The organism is Paraburkholderia atlantica, assembly GCF_009362785.1.
GTDB classification, from domain to species: domain Bacteria; phylum Pseudomonadota; class Gammaproteobacteria; order Burkholderiales; family Burkholderiaceae; genus Paraburkholderia; species Paraburkholderia atlantica.
The window spans coordinates 56918-79283 of the sequence record NZ_WHNQ01000017.1 but is presented as its reverse complement, the minus strand read 5'-3'; the positions used below and the strand labels follow the sequence as shown (position 1 = coordinate 79283).

Annotated in this window: 19 protein-coding genes; 7 read left to right on the top strand and 12 right to left on the bottom strand. The window is 65.7% G+C overall.

From position 1 onward, the window contains the following. Positions 1-157: 157 nt before the first annotated feature. A complete protein-coding gene (locus GCT19_RS23255; protein ID WP_018437163.1) occupies positions 158-799 on the bottom strand; it encodes an IMPACT family protein in 642 nt (213 codons plus the stop codon). 114 nt (positions 800-913) lie between these two features. On the opposite strand from GCT19_RS23255, the gene GCT19_RS23250 reads away from it, so the two are divergent. Both GCT19_RS23250 and GCT19_RS23245 read left to right on the top strand, forming a co-directional pair. Next, positions 914-1540, top strand: a complete 627-nt coding sequence (locus GCT19_RS23250) for a LysE family translocator (RefSeq protein WP_013091224.1) — start codon at positions 914-916, stop codon at positions 1538-1540. A gap of 29 nt (positions 1541-1569) precedes the next feature. Then, a complete protein-coding gene (locus GCT19_RS23245; RefSeq protein WP_152853221.1) occupies positions 1570-2199 on the top strand; it encodes a 2-hydroxychromene-2-carboxylate isomerase in 630 nt (209 codons plus the stop codon). Between the two features lie 16 nt (positions 2200-2215). Here the strand turns inward: GCT19_RS23245 and GCT19_RS23240 are convergent, their stop codons facing one another. Then, a complete protein-coding gene (locus GCT19_RS23240) occupies positions 2216-2470 on the bottom strand; it encodes a DUF2866 domain-containing protein (protein ID WP_013091226.1) in 255 nt (84 codons plus the stop codon). 344 nt (positions 2471-2814) lie between these two features. Here GCT19_RS23240 and GCT19_RS23235 point away from each other — a divergent pair, with 344 nt between their 5' ends. Beyond that, positions 2815-3930, top strand: coding sequence for a GGDEF domain-containing protein (locus GCT19_RS23235; protein ID WP_321576856.1), 1116 nt, complete (start codon positions 2815-2817; stop codon positions 3928-3930). Between the two features lie 27 nt (positions 3931-3957). Here GCT19_RS23235 and GCT19_RS23230 read toward each other — a convergent pair whose 3' ends face one another. Together GCT19_RS23230 and GCT19_RS23225 are read right to left on the bottom strand one after the other, a co-directional pair. Continuing rightward, on the bottom strand, positions 3958-5697 hold the full coding sequence (locus tag GCT19_RS23230) for a peptidoglycan D,D-transpeptidase FtsI family protein (RefSeq protein WP_152853220.1): 1740 nt from the start codon (positions 5695-5697) through the stop codon (positions 3958-3960). Between the two features lie 321 nt (positions 5698-6018). Continuing rightward, the gene (locus tag GCT19_RS23225) at positions 6019-7560 is read right to left on the bottom strand and encodes a methyl-accepting chemotaxis protein (protein WP_152853219.1); all 1542 of its coding nucleotides are present in this window, start codon (positions 7558-7560) and stop codon (positions 6019-6021) included. A gap of 551 nt (positions 7561-8111) precedes the next feature. Between GCT19_RS23225 and aepX the strand changes: the two genes are divergently transcribed. From aepX to GCT19_RS23210, 3 genes are read left to right on the top strand one after another with little or no spacing between them, the layout of a single operon-like run. Continuing rightward, complete coding sequence (aepX, locus tag GCT19_RS23220; RefSeq protein ID WP_152853218.1) at positions 8112-9839, top strand: phosphoenolpyruvate mutase; 1728 nt, start codon at positions 8112-8114, stop codon at positions 9837-9839. Beyond that, the gene (aepY, locus tag GCT19_RS23215) at positions 9836-10999 is read left to right on the top strand and encodes a phosphonopyruvate decarboxylase (RefSeq protein WP_152853217.1); all 1164 of its coding nucleotides are present in this window, start codon (positions 9836-9838) and stop codon (positions 10997-10999) included. Before aepX ends, aepY begins: the two co-directional genes overlap by 4 nt. Before the next feature lie 23 nt (positions 11000-11022). Beyond that, positions 11023-12090, top strand: a complete 1068-nt coding sequence (locus GCT19_RS23210; RefSeq protein ID WP_152853216.1) for a 2-aminoethylphosphonate aminotransferase — start codon at positions 11023-11025, stop codon at positions 12088-12090. A 45-nt stretch (positions 12091-12135) separates the two neighbouring features. On the opposite strand, the gene GCT19_RS42860 is transcribed toward GCT19_RS23210, so the two are convergent. After that, the gene (locus GCT19_RS42860) at positions 12136-12288 is read right to left on the bottom strand and encodes a hypothetical protein (protein WP_008921009.1); all 153 of its coding nucleotides are present in this window, start codon (positions 12286-12288) and stop codon (positions 12136-12138) included. Between the two features lie 127 nt (positions 12289-12415). Continuing rightward, positions 12416-13123, bottom strand: coding sequence for a PIG-L family deacetylase (locus GCT19_RS23205; protein WP_013091233.1), 708 nt, complete (start codon positions 13121-13123; stop codon positions 12416-12418). Between the two features lie 391 nt (positions 13124-13514). On the opposite strand from GCT19_RS23205, the gene GCT19_RS23200 reads away from it, so the two are divergent. Beyond that, positions 13515-15158, top strand: coding sequence for a fatty acid--CoA ligase (locus GCT19_RS23200; protein WP_152853215.1), 1644 nt, complete (start codon positions 13515-13517; stop codon positions 15156-15158). A gap of 195 nt (positions 15159-15353) precedes the next feature. Here GCT19_RS23200 and GCT19_RS23195 read toward each other — a convergent pair whose 3' ends face one another. The 6 genes from GCT19_RS23195 to GCT19_RS23170 all read right to left on the bottom strand — a co-directional run bounded on the left by GCT19_RS23195 (position 15354) and on the right by GCT19_RS23170 (position 22366). Beyond that, positions 15354-15941, bottom strand: a complete 588-nt coding sequence (locus GCT19_RS23195; protein WP_152853214.1) for a nucleotidyltransferase family protein — start codon at positions 15939-15941, stop codon at positions 15354-15356. Positions 15942-16079: 138 nt separating this feature from the next. Next, on the bottom strand, positions 16080-18293 hold the full coding sequence (locus GCT19_RS23190; RefSeq protein ID WP_152853213.1) for a xanthine dehydrogenase family protein molybdopterin-binding subunit: 2214 nt from the start codon (positions 18291-18293) through the stop codon (positions 16080-16082). After that, positions 18290-19291, bottom strand: a complete 1002-nt coding sequence (locus GCT19_RS23185; protein WP_018437150.1) for an FAD binding domain-containing protein — start codon at positions 19289-19291, stop codon at positions 18290-18292. The genes GCT19_RS23190 and GCT19_RS23185 overlap by 4 nt, the downstream gene beginning before the upstream one ends. An 11-nt stretch (positions 19292-19302) precedes the next feature. Next, a complete protein-coding gene (locus GCT19_RS23180) occupies positions 19303-20019 on the bottom strand; it encodes a 2Fe-2S iron-sulfur cluster-binding protein (RefSeq protein ID WP_018437149.1) in 717 nt (238 codons plus the stop codon). Between the two features lie 275 nt (positions 20020-20294). Beyond that, positions 20295-20804 (bottom strand): NADH-quinone oxidoreductase subunit B family protein, encoded by a 510-nt coding sequence (locus tag GCT19_RS23175; protein ID WP_013091239.1) that lies wholly within the window; start codon positions 20802-20804, stop codon positions 20295-20297. Beyond that, complete coding sequence (locus GCT19_RS23170) at positions 20804-22366, bottom strand: hydrogenase large subunit (protein WP_152853212.1); 1563 nt, start codon at positions 22364-22366, stop codon at positions 20804-20806. The genes GCT19_RS23175 and GCT19_RS23170 overlap by 1 nt, the downstream gene beginning before the upstream one ends.

Below are 22366 nucleotides of genomic sequence, written 5' to 3'. Positions count from 1 at the left end.
GCGAACCGGACCGTCGCACCTTCAAACGGGCTCCGGGCGTTCCTTGCCGATCCGGGCAGCGAGCCTCGCAAATGGGCTGGCTAGCCCGGCCATCATAACGGGCCGCGATAGCGATGGACATCGGGGCTACGCCCGAAGGGCGTTCGCCGGCAGCCGCTCAGAAAAAGCCCGCCTTTCCCTGCGTGATATCGGTCAGCGTTGCCCTGGCGGCGTCGAGCGCATTGGCGGGCACGCGCATCGTCATCTTCACCAGCATGCCGTAGGCGCTGTCCACCAGCGCATAGCCTTCGGCGTCCATCCATCGGCGGACTTTGGCTTCGTCGGCATAACTGACTTCGACGCCTAGCGAAACCTGGGCAATCCTCTCGACGCGCGGCGCGTCGAGCAGCGCGGACGCGATCGCGTCGGTGTATGCGCGCACCAGACCCCCCGCGCCGAGCTTCACGCCGCCGTAATAGCGCACGACGGCCGCGAGCACGCCATCCAGATCGTGATGCCGCAGCACTTCGAGAATCGGCCGACCGGCGGTGCCGGACGGTTCGCCATCGTCGGACATGCCGGACTGGCCGCCCGCGAGCAACGCCCAGCACACGTGCGTCGCGGCCGGATGCTCGTCGCGCAGACGCTGCAATTCGGCCATCGCGGCATCGCGATCGGCGACCGGGAGCGCATACGCGATGAAGCGGCTCTTGCGAATTTCGAGTTCCGCGCTCAGCGGCGCGGGCAGGGTATAGGTGGGCAAGGCGGAAACGTCGGTGGATGATAAGAAGCACGCGGTACGCGGCGCGATGTCCGACATGGTAACGGATCGTCCAGGCGAGCGAGGCGCCCAGGGCAGGTTCGCGGCTTCGACTACAATGGTCCGCGGAACGCGCGCCCATCATGTCGATGCCGCGCATCGCGAGGAGACGACATGCTTGACCTATCCACGTTGGGGACTTTCGTTGCCGTCGTGCTCGGGCTTTTTCTGATTCCAGGCCCGGCCGTGCTGCTGGTTTTGACTCGCACGATGCACGGTGGACGCAAGGCCGGCATTCTGACCGGTCTCGGTATCGCAGCCGGCGATTTCGTGCATACGCTGGGCGCCGCCGTCGGCCTCTCCGCGCTGCTGATGACGTCCGCGCTCGCCTTCAATGCGGTGAAATTCGTCGGTGCCGCGTATCTGGTCTATCTGGGTATTCGCGCGTTGCGTGAAAAGCAGGCGAGTGCGCATCTGCCTGTCGTCGCGCCGGTGTCGGGTTCGAAGGCGTTCTTGCAGGCGATTCCCGCCGAAGTGCTGAACCCGAAGACCGCGCTGTTTTTTCTCGCGTTTCTGCCGCAATTCGTACGCCCCGAACATGGCTCGACGTTTCTGCAGTTTGCGACGCTCGGGCTGATTTTCGTTGCGATGAGCGCGCTTTATACGACGCTGATCGTTCTGACGATGCGGCCGTTGGGCAAACTCGTGAAGCGTTTGACGTGGTTGACGCGCTGGCAGAACAAGCTGATCGGCGTGCTGTTCATTTCGCTCGGCCTGCGCGTGGCGGTGCAAACCCGCTGAGCCTGGAAGCACGAGTTCAGGAGACAGCAATGAATGAAAACCCAAACTCGACGACGCGCGCGATCGAGTTCTGGTTCGACTTCGGCAGCAACTACAGCTATCTGAGCATGATGCGGATCGAAGCGTTGGGGGCCGCGCGCAACGTGACGATCGTCTGGCGGCCCTTCCTGCTTGGTCCGGTATTTCGCCAGCTCGGTTTCGACAATTCGCCCTTCGTATTGCAGAAAGAAAAAGGCGCGTATGTGTGGAAAGACATGGAGCGTCAATGCCGCAAATACGGCATTGCGCTCACGCGTCCCAGCACGTTTCCGCGTGCGGCGGTTCTCGCGATGCGCGTCGCGCTGCTAGGTGCGAACGAGCCGTGGATCGGTGCCTGGTGCCGCAAGATCATGCAGTTGAATTTCGTCGACGACCGCGATATCGGCTCGATCGATGTCGTCCGCGCAGCGCTCGACTCGCTTGGCTTACCGGTGCAGAGCGTGATCGACGCCGCGCAAAGCGACGCAAACAAGCTCCGCTTGCGCGAACAGACCGAACTGGCCATCAGCAAGGGGATCTTCGGTGCGCCGACGTTCTTTGTCGCCGGTGAGATGTTCTGGGGAAATGACAGGCTGGAGGACGCGTTCGACTACTGCGACGCGATCGCGGCGCGCCATTGAACGTCGAACGGAGCGCTCAATCAGCCTGCTGACAGAAGCGCCGGCCCGGTACATGAGAGACCACGGCCTGGGCGATTTCGAGTGGAGTACTTTCGGCGGGAACGACGCGACGGCTCGATTCGGGCTCGTGCTTCATCGTCCATTCGACGAGCCGGTATGAACGGCCCCAAGGCTGTTGCAGCGGATCGGAGACCTTGCAGGAATGAATCTGGCGAGTCCATTGATGGCCGGGCATCGCACGCAGGTGTTCGACTACCATCTCTTCAACCATGATTTACCTCCTTCTTCTTGTGCGCGGGACCATTCTCGGCCGCGTTTTTGGCACCCTTCAAGAAAAAACGCCGCCGATGTTCTGGCGGCTCAACAGGGGATGAAGTACATACTTGCAGCGAACAATTAAGCGAAACTTAAGAACGGCAATCATTACGCAAACGGATCTCGCAGCGTGTAAGCGAGTGCAAGCGAATGCAAGCGAGCGTTGACAACAGTAGACGCGCACGCTCGCGTGCCGGCCGAAGCGTCGAGAGCCTGCCCTCAAGACCCCGGCGGATCGGCCGTTATCAGTAGAGTTGGGGCGTCGACCCCGTTCGCCTTCAGGGCCGCCTTGCTGATACCGTGACGAAACTCGCCCAAACGCCGCTTTCCGAGCGCCTTCGCTCGCTCGTCGACACCGTGCAGCACAACGAGCGCACGTTGCGGCGCTTCCAGAACGTCGAGTTGCGTTTGATCGGCGCGCAGGATTTCGCGTCGTTTCTCGATACATTGTTCAGCCATCTGCCGCGGGAGTTCGCTCTCGCGAACGTGGTGCTGTGGCTCGACGACCGTGCGCCGATGCTGCTCGAACTGCTCGAGCCGGACAACCTGCACGCGCTCGAGCATGCGCAGCTAAAGACCTCGCGCGAGGGCGGTCTCATCGCGCGGTCTTTGTGCGAGGACGATCGGCCGTGGCTCGGCCGCCCCGCCGAACTCGCCGACGACGCGCGCCGCGCATTCTTCGGCGCCGTGCCGGCCCATGTGCCGGCCAGCGCGATTCTGCTGCCGCTCGCCGCGGGCAAGGGCGTCAGCGGTTATCTATGCCTCGGCAGCGACGACCCAACGCGCTTCGGCGCGGGCATGGCCACCGACATCCTCGAGCGCTTCGCCAGCATCGTGACCGCGAGTCTCGACAACGTCGCGCATCGCGAGCGGCTCAAGCAGCTCGGCACGACCGATTCGCTGACCGGCCTCGCGAATCGCCGCTATTTCGACGAGCGGCTGCGCGAGGAGTTGATGCGGGCGGTCCGTTATCGCGCGCCGGTCGCGTGTCTGTTCATCGATATCGACGGTTTCAAAAGCATCAACGATAGCCACGGCCATCAGATCGGCGACCGCGCGCTCGCGGCGGTGGCGGCCTGCGTGCGACAGCAGGTGCGGCTTGGCGACACCGTCGCGCGCTATGGCGGCGAGGAATTCGCCGCGCTGCTGCAAGGCGATCGCAGCGACGCGCTAACGGTCGCCGAGCGCGTGCGGCTGGCGGTCGAGAATCTCGACGTGCGTGACGAGCACGGCGAGCGCATTGCGCTATCGGTGTCGATCGGCGTGGCCGCACGCGTGGTCGCTGGCAGCCCGGCCGACGCAATGTCGCTCGGTCAGGCGATGATGGACGAGGCCGATCGCGCGATGTATCAGGCCAAGCGCAACGGCCGCAATCGCATCGAGGCGCAGGCCGATGCGCTCGATGAGCAGGGCTGATCGACCGGCATCAACGCTGACTACGCGTCACACCCCGGCCGCATCCGGCGGCACCCCGAGCAGTTGCAACGCGCCGCCCATCACACCGCTGAACACCGGTCCGGCGACCGTACCGCCATAGAACGCCTTGCCGGCCGGGTCGTCGATCATCACGGCGACGATCAGGTGCGGATTGCTCATCGGCGCCATGCCGACGAACAGCGCGCGGTAGCGATTCGGCGCGTAGCCCGCGCCGATCTGCTTGCGCGCGGTGCCGGTCTTGCCGCCGACGCGATAGCCCGCCACGCTCGCGGCGCGGCCGGTGCCGCCTTCGCCCGTGGCCATTTCGAGCATGTTGCGGATCGCGCGCGCGGTGCCGGGCGTCGTGACCGGTTCGCTGCGCGCGGCGAACGACGTCGGGTCGTCCGCATCGAGCGGCTCGCGCAGCAGGCTCACGCGCCGCAGCGCGCCGTCGCCGGCATAGGCGGTGTAGACCTGCGCGATTTGCAGCAGCGACACCGACAGCCCGTAGCCGTACGCCATCGTGGCCTGCTCGATCGGGCGCCAGCGGTTGTATGGCCGCAGCTTGCCGGCGGCCACGCCCGGGAAAGGCAGCTCCGGCTTCATGCCGAGACCGTATTGCTGGTACTTGGTCCAGATCGTCTCGGCCGGCAGGTTCAGCGCGAGCTTCGCGAGCGCGATATTGCTCGACTTCTGCACCGCCTCGGCAACCGTCATCGCGCCATGATTCGACGTGTCGTGAATCACGGCCGGGCCGATCCGATACCAGCCGGGCGCCGTATCGATGATGCTTTGCGGCCGCACCTTGCCTTCGTCGATCGATAGCGCGACGACGAGCGGCTTGATCGTCGAGCCCGGCTCGAACGTGTCGATCACCGCGCGGTTGCGCAGCTGCCGGCCGGACAGGTGCGTGCGATCGTTCGGATCGAAGCTCGGGTAGTTGGCGAGCGCAAGGATCTCGCCGTTGCGCGCATCGAGCACGACCACGCTGCCCGCTTCGGCGCGGTGCTCCGCGATCGCGGCTTTGAGTTGCGTGTATGCGAGTTGCTGGATGCGCCGGTCGATCGTCAGCTGGATCGTCGCGCCGTTGCGCGCGGGCACGAGCGGCCGTGTCTCCGAGATCACGCGGCCGAGCCGGTCGCGGATCACCTCGCGCTGGCCCGGCACGCCTTGCAGTTGCGCGTCGGCGGAGAGCTCGACGCCTTCCTGACCGTTGTCCTCGATGTCGGTAAAGCCGACCACGTGCGCGGCCGACTCGCCTTCCGGATAAAAGCGTTTGGTGTCGGCCACCTGTGTGATGCCGGCGAGCCCGAGGCGCGACAGATGTTCGGCGGTGTCGGCATCGACCTGGCGCTTCAGCAGCACGAAGCTGCGCTCGCCGTTCAGACGCCGGCGCAGTTCCGCAGGCGGTAGATCGAGCAGCTTCGCGAGCGGCGCGAACGCGCTTTCGTCGACGAGCTTCGGCGAAGCCCAGATTTCGAACGTCGCGAGACTGACCGCGAGCATCGAACCATTGCGATCGACGATCCGGCCGCGCGTCGCGTCGAGTTCGAGCAGGCGCTGATAGCGCTTCTGCCCCTGGTCGACGTAGAAATCCTGATTCACGACCTGCACCCAGAACGCGCGGGCTGCGAGCGTCGCGAACGCGCCGAACACGAGCAGCACGATGAACTTCGAGCGCCACGCGGGCAGTCGCGCATCGAGCAGCGGGTTCTTCGCGGCTAACGCATAGGGATCGGGTGACGGAGGTTTTTTCTGGCGGATCATGGCGGCGGGCAGCGGGCGTTACGTACCTTCGATTGAACAGGGCCGCCAAAACCGCGAGGCCTGGCGGCAAGGACTGTCGCTGGGCCGAGTGTAAACAAAACGTAATTCAAATGCGAGAAATGTGAAAGACTCGGCGTTTGCTTTGGAGCAGCCGCGAGCCGAGCCGAAGCTCAAAACGAAAAGCCGCGCGGACTTGAAAATCCGCGCGGCCGATTCGTTCGATTGATGCGTCGACTCCGACGCGGCGTGTTGATGAGGCGCTCCCTGCCTGTGGAGCGCCTTCTTTTTATGCGCGCCCGTGGCGGGCGCGGCGCAGGAACGTCAAGCCGGCAACGCGAAACTCGCAATCGCGTCGCGCAACACGCCGACCTGGTCCTTCAGCGAATGCGCGGCGGCCGCGGCCTCTTCGACCAGCGCCGCATTCTGCTGCGTGACCTGATCCATCTCGCCGACCGCGCGATTGACCTGCTCGATGCCCGCGCTCTGCTCGCGCGACGCGTGGCTGATTTCTTCGAGGATCTCGTTGACGCGTCGTACCGACTGCACGATCTCGCCCATCGTCGCGCCCGCGTTGGCGACCAGCGACGCGCCGGTCTCGACGGTATCGGTCGAGGTTTCGATCAGCGCCTTGATCTCCTTGGCGGCCGTCGCCGAGCGCTGCGCGAGGCTGCGCACTTCGGCCGCGACCACCGCGAAGCCGCGACCCTGTTCGCCGGCGCGGGCCGCCTCGACGGCCGCGTTCAGCGCGAGGATGTTGGTTTGGAACGCAATGCCGTCGATCACGCCGATGATGTCGCCGATCTGCCGCGAGCTCGCGGTGATCTCGCCCATCGTGCGCACCACGTCGTCGACCACGCGGCTGCCGCGCGTCGCGACGTTCGCGGCGTCGCTCGCGAGTTGCGCGGCCTGGCTCGCGCTGTCCGCGTTCTGCTTCACGTTGACCGTCATCTGATCCATGCTCGACGCGGTTTGCACGAGTGCCGCAGCCTGCTCCTCGGTGCGCTGCGACAGGTCGGTGTTGCCCGCGGCAATCTCGTTAGCGCCGACGTTGATGTTCTCGGTGCCCTGGCGCACGCGCGAGACCGTTTCGACGAGTCCCGCCTGCATCGTGCGCAGCGCGTGCAGCAGGCTACCGTTGTCGTGCGGAGCGATCGGCACCGGCGTCGCGAGATTGCCTTGCGCCATCAGCCGCGCATGCTTGACCGCCGCTTCGAGCTCGCCGCCGAGCGAGCGGCGGATGCTGCGCAGCACGACCAGCATCACGGCCGTGGAGAGCGCGCCGAGCGCGACCGTGATCGCGAGCCAGCGCAGCAGGTTGCGGTAGAACGCGCTTTGCACGTCGTCCATGTACATGCCGGTCACGAGGTACATGTCCCATGGCGCGAAGTGCATCGAGTAGCTGGTCTTCGCGACTGGCTGCTCGCTGCCCGGCTTGGCCCACAGATAGTCGACGAAGCCGCCGCCGTCGTGATTGCCCGCGTTGACGATATCGACGAACAGATGATTGCCGGCCGGATCGGTGAACTGCGCGAGGTTCTTGCCGACCAGCTCGGGCTTGAACGGATGCATCAGCATGACCGGCTGCGAGTCGTTGATCGACAGGTAGCCGTCCTTGCCGTAGCGCATCGCGCCGAGCGTCGCGAGCGCCTGTTTTTTCGCGTCGTCCTCGGAAAGCGCATGCTGCTGCGCGAGCGCGTAGTAATGGGCGGTGACGTGGTTCGCCTCTTCGATCAGCGAGCGCAATTGCTCGCGTCGGTCCGAGATCATCGACGCGCGGTTCTGCCACGCGCCGAACGCGCCGATCAGGATCAGGCCAACCCACAGCACGGCGATCATCGACGTTAGTTTTCGGTTCAGAGTCATAGCGAGGGGAATGTACTTTTTGGCCAGTAGGGTCTAGTGAATCGCGGTCTATGCCGCTCGCTGTGTTAACGGCGCGAGATGACGTTGATCGAGGCAGGGGAAACCCGCTGTTTTACATCGCTATTCGTCTGATTAATAAGTGGATTTATTCAGCGTTTTAGCGGCGCCGATGCGTGCGCAATTCGAAAAAGACATTTGCGCGTTATTCTGGAATCTGAATTAACTGGCGATCTTCGGTAAAGCGCAAGCGATTGAAAACTGCGCACGAAAATCGACATAAAAACGGCCAGCGCTAAGCTCCGGATAATCTGCCGAGCCCGATCCAGCAAGGATCGCATCAACATTCCACAAAACGCCAATCAAATGCAGAAATCCCATCAAATGGTGATGGATGCAAAAAACGACACATTTTTCCACTTAAGCGCAACCACGAAAAATCGCTGAGACTTTCAAAAGACTCGCCATAAGAAATTCCGCTATAGTCGCCCTTTTCCGATTGCCAGCCGGGCGTAGAAGAACGTCAATCAGCCCGCCACCAGGAGTCCCGAAGAATGAATGCACGCGAACCCGCTTTCGTTTCCCAGTCCCGCAGCGCGCGCCTGCGCCAGATGCTCGTCAGCAGTGAACTCGAATTCATGATGGAGGCGCATAACGGCCTGTCCGCGCGCATCGTTCGCGAAGCTGGGTTCAAGGCGATATGGGGCTCGGGTCTTGCGATCTCCGCGCAGTTCGGCGTACGCGACAACAACGAGGCGAGCTGGACGCAGGTGGTCGATACGCTCGAATTCATGGCCGACGCGAGCGATCTGCCGATCCTGCTCGACGGCGACACCGGCTACGGCAACTTCAACAATGTGCGCCGCCTCGTGCGCAAGCTCGAACAGCGCGGTATCGCGGGCGTGTGCATCGAGGACAAGCAGTTTCCGAAGACCAACAGCTTCATCAATGGCGAGGCGCAGCCGCTTGCCGATATCGACGAATTCTGCGGCAAGATCAAGGCCGGCAAGGACTCGCAGAACGACGAGCATTTCTCGATCGTCGCGCGTGTCGAGGCGCTGATCGCGGGCTGGGGCATGGACGAAGCGCTGCGCCGGGCGGAAGCGTATCGACGGGCCGGCGCGGATGCGATCCTGATTCACAGCAAGCTGTCGCGTCCCGACGAGATTCTCGAATTCGCGCGCGAATGGGCCGGCCGCGCGCCGCTCGTGATCGTGCCGACCAAGTACTACAGCACGCCGACCGAGGTGTTCCGCGAAGCGGGCATCAGCACCGTGATCTGGGCAAACCATCTGATCCGCGCGGCGACCTCGGCGATGCAGGCCGTCGCGAAGGAAATCCATGCGAGCGAGACCCTCGTCAACGTCGAGGACAGCATCGCGGCGGTCAACGAAATCTTCCGTTTGCAGGACGCCGACGAATATTCGGAGGCCGAAGACCGCTATCTGTCGGGCGGTCGCGCAGCCTGCTCGGCCGTCGTGCTCGCCGCGAGCCGCGGCAAGGGCCTTGAAGCGGTGACCGAGGACCGTCCGAAGGTGATGCTGCCGATCGCCGGCAAACCGCTGCTGCGCTGGCTCGTCGATGCGTTCAAGAAGCAGGGCGTCAACGACATCACCGTGGTCGGCGGCTACCGGGCCGACGCGATCGATACCGCGGGCATCCGCCTCGTCGTCAACGAGCAGCACGCGCAGACCGGCGAGCTCGCGTCGCTCGCATGCGCACTCGATAAACTGACCGGCGACACCGTCGTTTCGTACGGCGACCTGCTGTTTCGCAGCTACATCCTGCGCGATCTGGTGGAAAGCGAGGCCGCCTTCAGCGTGGTCGTCGATTCGTCGCTGACCGATACGGAGAACGCGAGCGTGCGCGATTTCGCGTGGTGCTCGGCCGCCGACGACCGTGGTCTGTTCGGCAACAAGATCGTGCTGCGGCATGTCGCGAGCGGGCAGGAGCAGTCGTCGGCGGCGAGCGCCGCGCAGGTGCCGCATGGCCGCTGGGTGGGTCTGCTGAACGTGCGCGGCGCAGGCCTTGAACGCCTGCAAGCGGTGATGCGCGAGTTGCAGACGCGCGACGATTTCGCGTCGCTCGACATGCCCGCGCTGCTGAACGCGCTGATCGAAGCGGGCGAGTCGATCGAGGTGCAATACGTGCACGGCCACTGGCGCGGCGTCAACGATCTCGACGATTTCCGCCGCGCGGGCGACTTCGCGCACGCGCAGGCGCCGTTCGCGACGGCCGTCGGCGGCGCAACGGCGAACGATGCACACGGAGGCGTGCAATGATCGAAGCAGCACAGTTCGTCGAGGCGGCGCGCGAGCGCGGTTTCGACTGGTATGCGGGCGTGCCGTGCTCGTATCTGACGCCGTTCATCAACTACGTGCTGCAGGACGAATCGCTGCACTACGTGTCGGCGGCCAACGAGGGCGACGCGGTCGCGCTGATCGCCGGCGTCACGCTCGGCGCGAAGAACGGCCGGCGCGGCATCACGATGATGCAGAACTCCGGGCTCGGCAACGCGGTTAGCCCGCTGACCTCGCTGACGTGGACCTTCCGTCTGCCGCAACTGCTGATCGTCACGTGGCGCGGCCAGCCGGGCGTCGCCGACGAGCCGCAGCACGCGCTGATGGGCCCGATCACGCCGGCAATGCTCGACACGATGGAAATTCCGAGGGAAACGTTCCCGACCGAGGCCGAAGCGATCGGTCCGGCGCTCGATCGCGCGATCGCGCATATGGACGCAACCGGCCGTCCGTACGCGCTCGTGATGCAGAAGGGCAGCGTCGCCCCTTATGAACTGAAGGACGGCGGCGCGCCCGCGCGGCGCACGCCGGTCGAGCCGCGCGCTCAGTTCCGCGGCGTCGCCGCGAACGAACTCCCAACGCGCCACGACGCGCTGCAAAAGGTCATCGCGCATACGCCGCTCGACTCGACGGTGGTGCTCGCGTCGACCGGCTTTTGCGGCCGCGAACTCTATGCGATCGACGATCGCGCGAACCAGTTGTACATGGTCGGCTCGATGGGCTGCGTGACGCCATTCGCGCTCGGCCTCGCGCTCGCGCGCCCGGACCTGCACGTGGTCGCGCTCGACGGCGACGGCGCCGCGCTGATGCGCATGGGCGTATTCGCGACGCTCGGCGCGTACGGTCCGTCGAACCTCACGCACGTGCTGCTCGATAACGGCGCGCACGATTCGACCGGCGGCCAGGCGACGGTGTCGTCGCAGGTGTCGTTCGCGGGCGTCGCGGCCGCGTGCGGTTACGCGTCGGCCGTCGAGAGCGACGATCCGTCCGTCATCGACGCGTTGTTCGCGGCGCCGCCGCTCGACGGGCCGCGCTTCGCGCGCCTGACGATCCGCCGCGGCACGCCCGACGGCCTGCCGCGCCCGACCATTACGCCGCCCGATGTGAAGACGCGCCTGATGCGCCACATCGGCGCGATCTGAACCCCATGCCAACAGGAGCGCCGATGCTGCTGCTCAATCCCGGCCCGGTGACGCTCACCGAACGTGTCCGCAACAGCCTGTTGCAGACGGACTTGTGCCATCGCGAGAGCGAATTTTTCGACCTGCAGGAAGAGGCGCGCACGCGTCTCGTCGACGTGTACGGGCTCGACCCGAACGAGTGGCAGGCAGTGCTGATGACCGGTTCCGGCACGGCCGCCGTCGAAAGCATGACGGCCGCGCTGGTGCCGCACAACGGCAAGCTGCTGGTCGTCGAAAACGGCGTGTACGGCGAGCGCATCGCGCAGATCGCCGCGCAATACGGCATCGCGCACGAAGCGCTGAAGCACGACTGGATGGCCGCGCCCGATCTCGCGAAGATCGCCGAACGCCTCGACGCCGACAAGTCGTTCACGCATGTCGCGGCGATTCATCATGAAACGACCACGGGCCGTCTGAACGACATCGCGGCGCTCGGCGCGTTGTGCCGCGAGCGCGGCCTGCGTCTGCTGGTGGACGGTGTCAGCAGCTTCGGCGCCGAAGCGATCGATTTCGCGGACGCGAGCCTCGACGCGCTCGCGGCGACCGCCAACAAGTGCCTGCATGGCGTGCCGGGCGCGTCGTTCGTGCTGGTGCGGCGCGCGGCGCTGGCACGCGCGGCGAGCCGCACGTACTACCTCGATCTAGCTCGCCTCGCGCGTTTGCAGGACCAGCGCAATACGCCGTTTACGCCGTCGGTGCACGCGTATTACGCGCTGGTCGAGGCGTTGCGTGAGCTCGCCGACGAAGGCGGCTGGCGCGCGCGTTATGCGCGCTATGCGGCGCTTGCCGAGCAGGTGCGCGCGGGGCTGGCCACGCGCGGCATCGGCAGTGTGTTGCCGGCCGGGGAGTCGTCGGTGGTGTTGCGCGCGTACCGCTTGCCCAACGGTATCGCGTATCCGCAACTGCACGATGCGCTGAAGGCGCGCGGCTTCGTGATCTATGCGGGGCAGGGTGGGCTGTCGGCGGAGCTGTTCCGCATCTCGACGATGGGCAACATTCACGCGGCCGATATCGACCGCCTGCTGCAGGGCTTCAGCGACTTGGCAGGTTGACGCTGCGTCGAGCGGCGGGTCGCGAGCGCGCCGCTGGCGGCCTACTTACACCGGGTCCTTGTCCGGCGGCCCGTCAGGCCGCTGCGGCTCCTCGACATGATGCCCCGGCGACGGCGGCACCAGCGGGTCGGCTTCCGGGTCGCGGTTCGGATCGGCGTTCGGGTCGGGAATCGGGCTGGTGTGCATGTCGTAGCTCATTGCGTCACCCTTGCGGTTGAAATGCGCGGGTCCGGCGTGGGCGGTAATTACCGCCGATGCCCGCCGCCGCGTCGGTTATCTGTATTCAAGCGTAGGCGCTCGCCGCGCTTCCTGCTCGCTCCTTTTGCTATTTTCTCGCGCGCTTGCGGCCGACGCTGAGCTGCCAGTAGCGCTCGGTCGCGAACACGTCTTCGTAATTGCCGGGGCCGAACGCCCGCAACTGGCTCGCGTACGCGTTGACCGCTTCGCGTTTCAGATGCGCGCGGCGCTGCACGTCGATCGTGTGGCCTGCGCTCGGCGTTGCCGGCGTCGCGACGATGCCGCGCTGCGCGAGATCGGCGAGCCGCGCCTGCACCGCGCCCGGAGTGAGCCGGTGAATCGCTTCCTCGTAACCGAACCAGTCCAGATGCGTGAGGCGCGGCAGGATTTCGCAGCACGCTTCGAATACCCGCGCATGATCCTCGTGATGCAGGCCGAGCGGCATCAGCAGCGTGTTGGCGGTCGTGCGGTAAATCGTTTCCTCCAGCGCCGCCGCCATCTGGCTGATCGACGGCGAGTCGGCGTACTGGCTGTCGCGAAACGGCATGCGCAGCGGAATCGCGTCGAGCACTTCGAGCGCGCGGTTGTCTTCGACCGTGCGTTCGCGGACCGCTTCATGGGCGTTCGCGAAACCCGCTTTCTGGTCCCACTCGGTGTGCATGTCGTGTTCGGGCGGCGCGGCGAACACGGTGCACACGGCGGCGTCGGGATGGGCGGCGAGCAAGGCGCCGCAACTGAAGACGGCGTCGTCGAAATGGGGCGAGACGATGAAAAGGCGTGGGGTGGTTTCGCTCATGGGCTTGCGTCTGGGGGTTCGAGGCGGGGCGGATGAGGCGTCGAGGCTGTCGGTCGTCAAGGCGCCGCATGCGAAAAAAACGTGGCGTCACCTCAGCTTAGGCGTAATCGGCGCGGCTTGCGCGCGAAACTTGCAGCGCGCAAATCGCGTGCCCGAACGACTCCGGTTCGAGATCTCAATCTATCCATCGCAGCGACCGTCATGGCTTTTCGGCTCGTCGCGAGGCGCTGTCATGGCCCTTGAAGCACACGTGTTTTGGGTACTTCGCGAATTCTCCGAACCCTGTCCTCCGGCGTCCCCCGTTCAGGGGATTGTCCCCCCGCGCAATCGCGCCGATCATTGGCCCATTCGGGAAGGCCATCCATCCAGTTCGGGACTCAAGGAGACTCAGATGCGCGATAACGCCACGGCCGCCGCGCCCTCGGCCTACGCCTATCCATTGCTGATCAAGCAGCTGCTGCACACACCGTTCGTTCAGGCGCCGGACCAGCAGATCGTGTATCGCGGTCAGCTCCGCATGACCTATACGACGCTGCGCGAGCGCATCGCGCGGCTCGCCAATGGGCTCTCCCGGCTCGGCGCGCGGCACGGCAGCACGGTCGCGGTGATGGACTGGGACAGTCATCGTTACCTCGAATGCTATTTCGCGGTGCCGATGATGGGTGCCGTGCTGCAGACGGTCAACGTGCGCCTGTCGCCGGATGAGATCGCTTACACGATCAACCATGCCGGCGCGGAGATCCTGTTCGTCCACACCGATTTTCTGCCGCTCGTCGAGGCGATCAAGGGACAGCTCGAAACGGTGCGCACCTTCGTCTGGATCGACGAGCAGGACAGCGAAGTGGCGGCGCACTCGATTCCGTTCTCGGCGGAATACGAAGCGATGCTCGAGGAAAGTTCGGATCGCTATGAGTTCCCCGACTTCGACGAGAACACGCGTGCGACGACCTTTTACACGACCGGCACGACCGGTCTGCCCAAGGGCGTCTACTTTTCGCATCGGCAGCTGGTGCTGCACACCATCACCGGCATGGCGGCGTTGGCGAGCCCCGAGTCCGGGCAGCGCTTTCACCGCGGCGATGTCTACATGCCGCTCACGCCGATGTTTCACGTGCACGCGTGGGGCATGCCCTACATCGCCACCATGCTCGGCGTGAAGCAGGTCTACCCGGGCCGCTATCTGCCGGATCGGCTCGTGAAGCTGGTGCGCGACGAAGGCGTGACGTTCTCGCACTGCGTGAGCACGATCCTGCACATGATCCTCGGCTGCGAACAGGCGCGTTCCGTCGACTTCAGCAAGTGGAAGATCGTGATCGGCGGCGGCGCGCTCACGCACGGACTCGCGCGTGCCGCGCTCGAACGCGGCATCGACATCTTTGCCGGCTACGGCATGTCCGAAACGTGTCCGTTGCTGAGTCTCGCGCAACTGCCGCCGGGCGCCGAGGCGCTCGACGCGGACGAGCAGTTGCGGCTGCGCTGCACGACCGGACGGCCGATTCCGCTCGTGGATCTGCGCATCGTCGATCAAAGCATGGAGGAGGCGGCCCACGACGGTAGCGCGTACGGAGAAATCGTCGTGCGCGCGCCGTGGCTCACGCAAGGCTATCTGAACAATCCCGAAGCGTCCGTGCAGCTCTGGAGCGGCGGCTACCTGCACACGCAGGACATCGCGACGATCAGCCCGAGCGGCAGCATCCAGATCACCGACCGTCTGAAGGACGTGATCAAGTCGGGCGGCGAATGGATTTCATCGCTGGAAATCGAGAGTCTGATCTCGCTGTATCCGGGCGTATCGGAAGTCGCGGTCATCGGCATCAGCGACGAGAAATGGGGCGAGCGGCCGGTCGCGCTGGTGGTGCTCAGCGAAGGCGCCGCGGTCAGCGAGGACGACATCAAGCGTCACGTGCTGACGTTCAGTGAGTCGGGGCGGATCTCGAAGTATGCGGTGCCGCAGATCGTCAGGTTCGTCGACGCGCTCGAAAAGACCAGCGTCGGCAAGCTGAACAAGAAGTGGCTGCGCGCGCAGTTCGCCTGAAGCGTCACAACGTCTTGCCGAAGCCCGCGCAACGGTTCGGGGACTTCGCTCGACGATGCAGCCGTTCGGCGATCCAGCGGCTTCATGCCTTATCAGTTTCCCTTCCCTTGTCCGTCAACATCGTTCGATGTTGTCGCGATCCTCGATTTCGACCGGCTGCGGGCAGACCAGTCTCTGCAAGGCTGAGGTTAGCCGCTAGAGCGTGCGCAAATCGTCCGGCGTATCCACGTCGCGCAGAATGCCGGGATCGTCGACGTCGATGCGCGTCAGCGCTCCTGACTTGAGCAGCGCCTTCGCGCCGGTGTCACCGTCCAGCGCGAGCAGCGCGTCGCGGTGCTCGCTGCCGAAGCCGACCGGATGGCCGCGCTGGCCGTCATAGAACGGCGCGACGAGGCGCGCGCCGTTGTCGAGTGCGCGGGCTACCGCTTCGATCGTCGGAATTGCGATGCGCGGCATATCGGCGAGCGCGACGATCCAGCCTTCGGCGTCGTCGCTCGCTTCGATGCCGGCGGCGAGGCTCGCGCCCATGCCGCGCTCGGCGCTCGCCGCGAACACGACATCACAGCCGGCATCGTTCAGTACGCGGGCGAGCGCGTCGGAGCCCGGCCGCACCACGGCGAGCACGCGCGTGACGACCTGCAGCAGCCGATGCGCGGCTTCATGCGCGACCAGCGTGCCGTCGGGCATCTGTGCGAGCAGTTTATTGTGCAGCCCGTGCGGATCGAAGCGCGAGCCGAAACCGGCGGCGAGCAACACACCAGTGGCGAGCGAGGCGTAGGCCATCGGCGGATACCGGTAGACAGGAATGCCCCGATTGTGCGATGCAACGGGGCGGCAGGCAAGCGCGGCAAGGCAAGCCCGATGCCCGCCGCCCGCCGCTGCCGCTTTCGCCGTCGCGCCATGTCCGGCGCTGCCGCCGGTTCAGGTCCGCACCACCTTGTCCAGCGTGATCGGCAGATCGCGCACCCGCACGCCGGTCGCGTTGTACACCGCGTTCGCGATCGCGGCCACCACGGCCGTGATGCCAATCTCGCCGATCCCGCGCACGCCGAGCGAGTTGATGTACGGATCGGGCCGGTCGATGAACGTAATGTCAATCGTGCCGATATCGGCGTTCACCGGCACGTGATACTCGGCGAGGTTCGCGTTCGTGAAGCGTCCGAAGCGCTCATCGAGCGTGCTTTCTTCCTGCATCGCCGCGCCGATGCCCCACACGATGCCGCCCATCATCTGGCTGCGCGCGGTCTTCTGGTTCAGCACCCGGCCGACGTCGTACACCGCGACCACGCGCGGCACGCGGATCGTGCCCAACTCGGCATCGACGTGGACCTCGACGAACACCGCGCCGAACGAGTGAAACGAGTACTTCTGCTTCTCGTCGCCTGGCTTCACGGTGGCGGTCGCCTCGATCGGCTTGCCGCCCGCGCGCGCGATGATCGCGGCGGCAGGATCACGCTTGCCCGGTTGCGAGCGGCTCACGACCCAGCCGCTTTCGACGGTGACGTCGTCGAGCGGCAAGCCATGCACCGGTGAACTCGCATCGGCGAGCGCCAGCGCGATCAGCTGGCTGCGCGCCTGGCTCGCCGCGTCCCGGACCGCGGGCGACACGCTGGCCGCCGACTGCGAGCCGCCCGACACCGGCGCGCGCGGCAGCGACGAATCGCCGAGCGCGAAGTGGATCTGCGCGGGCGTGAAGCCGAGCGCATCGGCGGCGACCTGGGTCATCACCGTATAGGTGCCGGTGCCGATGTCCTGCGTGCCCGAGGCGACCACCGCGGTGCCGTCCGGCAGAATCTGCGCGAGCGCCGACGCCTCGCTGCGGTTGGCCGGATAGGTCGCAGTCGCCATGCCCATGCCGATCAGCGTGTTGCCGTTGCGCATCGAACGTGGTGCTTGCGAGCGGCGCGACCAGCCGAACTTCTCGGCGCCGAACTGATAGCACTCGCGCAGCGACTTGCCCGACCACGGCTTGTGCTCCTGCGGATCGCTGTCCGCGTAGTTCTTCAGACGCAGCGCGAGCGGGTCCATCTTCAGCGCGACGGCGAGTTCGTCCATCGCCGATTCGAGCGCGAACGAGCCGGTGGTCTCGCCCGGCGCGCGCATGAAGGTCGGCGTGCCGACATTGAGCTGCACGAGCCGGTGCGTCGTCACCTGGTTGGGCACCGCGTACAGCATGCGCGTGACCATGCAGCAGGTCTCGGTCCAGTCTTCGATCATCGACGTGTTCGAGATGCTGTCGTGGCGCATCGCGGTCAGCGTGCCGTCATGCCGCGCGGCGATCACGAAGTGCTGCTCGGTGCGCGGCCGCGCGCCGACCGGGCCGAACATCTGCGGCCGTTCGAGCACGAGCCGCACCGGCCGCCCGGTTTGCCGCGCGGCCATCGCGCACAGCGACACGTGCGACCACGACGAACCCTTGCAGCCGAAGCCGCCGCCGATCAGCGGCGATATCACGCGCACGTCGGACACCGGGATCGCGAACGTCTTCGCGAGCACCTGGGCGGTGCCGCTCACGCCTTGGGTCGAGTCGTAGACCGTCAACTGCGGGCCGTCCCAGTGCGCCATCGTCGCGTGCGGCTCCATCGGGTTGTGATGCTCGATCGGCGTCGTGTAGGTGGCCTCGATATGCACGTCGCCGCTTTGCATGCCGTTTTCGAAACTGCCGCGCTGCGTGTCGGTCTGGCGGCCTTGCGGCTTGTCCGGCGCATGCGCGTGCGGCTTCGCCTGCTCGAAGTCGAGCGCCGCGGCGCCCGGCTGATAGACGATGCGCAGCTGGCGCGCGGCATCGGTCGCATGTTCGAGCGTATCGGCGACGACCACCGCGACCGGCTCGTTGCTGTAGTGCACCTGGTTATCTTGCAGAAGCGACAGGTGCCGGCCGGCCGGAGGCGAGAGCGCGGGCTTGCCGCCGTTCGGCAGACGCGGCGCGTTCTGGTAGGTCATCACGAGCAGCACGCCGGGCACGGCTTCGGCGCGGCTCGCATCGATCGACGAAATCGTGCCGGCCGGGATCGTGCTCGTCACGAGCACCGCATGCGCGAGGCGTGCACCGGGGAATTCGGCTGCATAACGGGCGTCGCCGGTCACCTTCAGCAGTCCATCGACACGATCGAGCGGTTGTCCGATCAGATTCATGCGACACCTCCCGCGTTGCCGGCGGCCTGGTTGACCGCGCGCACGATCGCGCGTTGCGCGAGCTGGACCTTGAAGGCGTTGTCGTGGCGCGGCTGCGCGCCGCTCAACGCGGCCGCGGCGGCGTTCTTCAGCGTGGCCTGGCTGAGCGGCTGGCCGCTCAGCATGTGCTCGGCCACGTTCGCGCGCCACGGTTTATGCGCGACGCCGCCGAGCGCGATGCGCGCGCTCTGCACGCGTTCGCCGTCCATCTGCAACGCGGCCGCGACCGATACGAGCGCGAACGCATAGCTCGCGCGGTCACGCACCTTCAGATAGTGCGAATGCGCGCTGAACAGCGGCGGCGGCAGATCCACTGCGGTGATCAGCTCGCCGGGCTGCAACGTGGTATCGACGTCGGGCCGGTCGCCCGGCAGCCGATGGAAGTCGGCGAACGCGATCGTGCGCTCGCCGCCCGGGCCGCTCACGCGCACCAGCGCATCGAGCGCGGCCAGCGCGACGCTCATGTCCGACGGGTTGACCGCGATGCATTGCGGGCTCGCGCCGAGGATCGCGTGCGCGCGGTTATGGCCGTCGAGCGCCGCGCAGCCGCTGCCGGGCAGGCGCTTGTTGCAATGCGTAAAAGCGGTGTCGTAGAAGTAGCCGCAACGGGTGCGTTGCAGCAGATTGCCGCCGACCGTCGCCATGTTGCGCAACTGCGGCGACGCGCCCGCGAGCAGCGCTTGCGACAACAACGGGTACTGCTCGCGCACCAGCGCGTGATTGGCCGCGTCGCTGTTGCGCACCAGCGCGCCGATGCGGATGCCGCCGCCGGGCAGCGTCGTCACCGAGTCGAGGCCGCCGATGTGCGTGATGTCGATGAGCCGCACCGGCCGCGTGACGCCGCCCTTCATCAGATCGAGCAGATTCGTGCCGCCGCCGATGAACACCGCGCCGGGTTGTTGCGCCGCGCGTACCGCGCTGGCGACGTCGCCGGCGCGTTCGTAGGAGATCGCATCCATGTCGGTCTCCGTCAGGCGTGCTCGTGCGCGGCGCGCACCGCGGCGACGATGTTCACGTACGCGCCGCAGCGGCAGATGTTGCCGCTCATGCGCTCGCGGATTTCGTCGTCGGTGAGCGCGGCGGGACGCGCGCGCACATCGGCGGTCACGGTGCTCGCCGTGCCGTTGCGGAACTCGCCGAGCAGTGCGGTCGCCGAGCACAACTGCCCGGGCGTGCAGTAGCCGCACTGGAACGCATCGTGTTCGATGAACGCGGCCTGCACCGGACTCAACGTGCCGTTGCTCGCGAGTCCTTCGACGGTCGTGATGTTCTCGCCTTCATGCATCACCGCGAGCGTCAGACACGAGTTGATGCGGCGGCCATCGACGAGCACCGTGCAGGCGCCGCATTGACCACGGTCGCAGCCTTTCTTCGTGCCCATCAATCCTGCGTATTCGCGCAATGCGTCGAGCAGCGTCACGCGCGGTTCGAGCTGTAGCGCGTATGCGCGGCCGTTGACGGTCAATGTGACGGCGTGCGGCGGCACTACGGGGTTGCTTTGCGGCGCGGTTGAGGCGGGTGCCTGCTCTTGCGCGCGCAGATGCGGCGCCGCGCCGATCGTCGCGGCGGCCGCCGCCGATTGCAGGAAGCGGCGGCGTGACGGTTGGGAAGGAGTGGTGTTGGGCTCGGCGGTCGACTCTGAAGCGGGGGTGTCCCCGCTATGCTGACATTCTGTAGGCGTGGTCATGACGATCTGTTGACTCCATTGAAAGGTCAATGCAGGCTGACGACGCGTCGATGTCCAACGCATCGCGTTGACACAAAACCATTGAGCAGCAATTTAAGTGCCGTTGCAGGCGCAGCTACAACGGTATTAAAGACTCGCTGCAAACGCAAAGCCGATCCGCGCAATAAAGGCAGGCCAATATGCGCAATGACCAGGAAGGAGCCGGGCTGGAGTCGCGCAAACACGTGCGAAATTGCACGTTTTGCGCCTGGAAAAAAGCGAAATCGACCTGCGGCTCAACGCGCCCGGCAGGCTGTGAGGATGCCTCGCAGCAAATCGATCGGCGGCGGCGGACATCCGGGGATCGTCACGTCGACCGGCAAGATCGACGAAACCGGGCCGCACACCGCGTAACTATTGGCAAATATGCCGCCCGTGCACGCGCATTCGCCGGCGGCAACGACGAGTTTCGGAGCGGGGGTCGCGTCGTACGCGGCGAGCAGGGCCGCGCGCATATTCAGCGTCACCGGCCCGGTCACGAGCAGCAGGTCCGCATGCCGCGGACTCGCGACGAATTTGATGCCGAGCCCTTCGATGTTGTAGTACGGGTTGTTCAGCGCGTGGATCTCCAGTTCACAACCATTGCATGAACCCGCATCGATCTGCCGGATGCATAGCGCCCGCCCGAGCAGATCGAGTATGTCCTCGCGAATGCGTCGCTCCTCGTGAAGCCACGCGTCTTCTGCCGCCGGCGCAGGTTCGCCGGGAAAATCGGTGCGCGCGAATTGCCGGATCAGTTGCCACATCAGAGATCGTGCCCCGCGTAGTTCAGGTTGAACGACTTGTTGATCAGTGGGAAATCGGGAACGATGTTGCCGATGACCGCGTGTTCGAGCGCCGGCCAGTTCTGCCATGACGGATCGTGGCAATGGCATCGGCCGATGACGTCGCCCGGGGCGAGATCGAGTGCAACGAATACGTCCCCCCGCCAACCTTCCACCCAGCCTACGCCTTGCGCGTGCGCCGTTGCAGGCGTCATCGCGACGACCGCGGGACCGTCATCGGGAAGTTTGGTCAGCAACGTGCGGATCAGGCGCAGGGATTCATCGATTTCGGCAAAGCGCACGGCGACGCGTGCGGCAACGTCGCCGCGCGCATCACCGATCGCATTGACCGCGATGTCGTCATACGGAGCAGCGCGCAGGTTCGCACGAACATCGAAGATTCGACCGCTGGCGCGGGCGGCCATGCCACGCACGCCGAAATGCTCGACGACAGCGGGCGTCAATCGGCCCGTGCCGAGGAATCGATCCTGCAGCCCGGACTGGTCCTCGTAGACTTTGCGCATCACGTGAACCTCGCGTTCGATGCGTTCGCATTGCTGCGTCAGCACCGCCGCGTGGTCGGCGCGAACGTCGACCGATACACCGCCCGGCACGATCCGGTCCATCAGGTATCGATGTCCGAACAGGCGGGCGTTCGTCCGTATCCAGTCCTCCTTGAGCCGCGAGAATTGCGCGAGTGCGAAGCCGAATCCGGCGTCGTTGCCCAGCGCGCCGAGGTCGCCCAGGTGGTTGGCCACGCGTTCGCGTTCGAGCAGAAGCGCACGCAGATACAGTGCGCGCTTCGATAGTTGCGTGCCGCTGGCTTGCTCGAGCGCCATGCAAAATGCCCACGAGAACGCGACGGTCGAGTCGCCCGCAATCCTGGCCGCAACCCGATGACCGTGCGACGCGGGAGTACGTTCAAACAGACGCTCGACGCCGCGGTGCACATAGCCGAGACGTTCTTCGAGGCGCAACACCTTCTCGCCGACGACCGAGAAGCGGAAATGCCCCGGCTCGATAGTGCCGGCATGAATCGGCCCGACAGCGATCTCGTGCACGCCATCGCCCGCAACCTGCACGAACGGGTAGTCCGCCTCGCTCGACTCGAAGGCTTCGACACCGGTCGCCTGCCTTTGCAGCGGGAAATAATCATCGGGCCAGTTGCCGTGATTGAGCCACGGGCGCGTGTCCTGGGTGCCACGCGCGCGCAGGCCGATCAGATCGAAGATCGCTCGTTGCATGCGAGTCGCGCACGGGAAAACGGCGGCGAGATCGGGATAGTCTCCACCGGCATTCTGCTTACGCCCGATCGGCAGGCGCACCCACACTATGCCGTCATCGCATTCGTACGCGGCGTTCACCGAGAAACCGTCTTCGACTGCTTCGCTGCCCCACATTGCAACGAGGCGCCGCTGCTCCGCTCGCGCGGTGCGCGCAAGCTCGAGCCACGCTGATTCATCGGCGCGCACCACGGCTGCTGGAATCTGGCCCGCACGGTGTGTGAGGCGAGTGGCGGCAAGTTGCATCGATTCGAGTCGCAT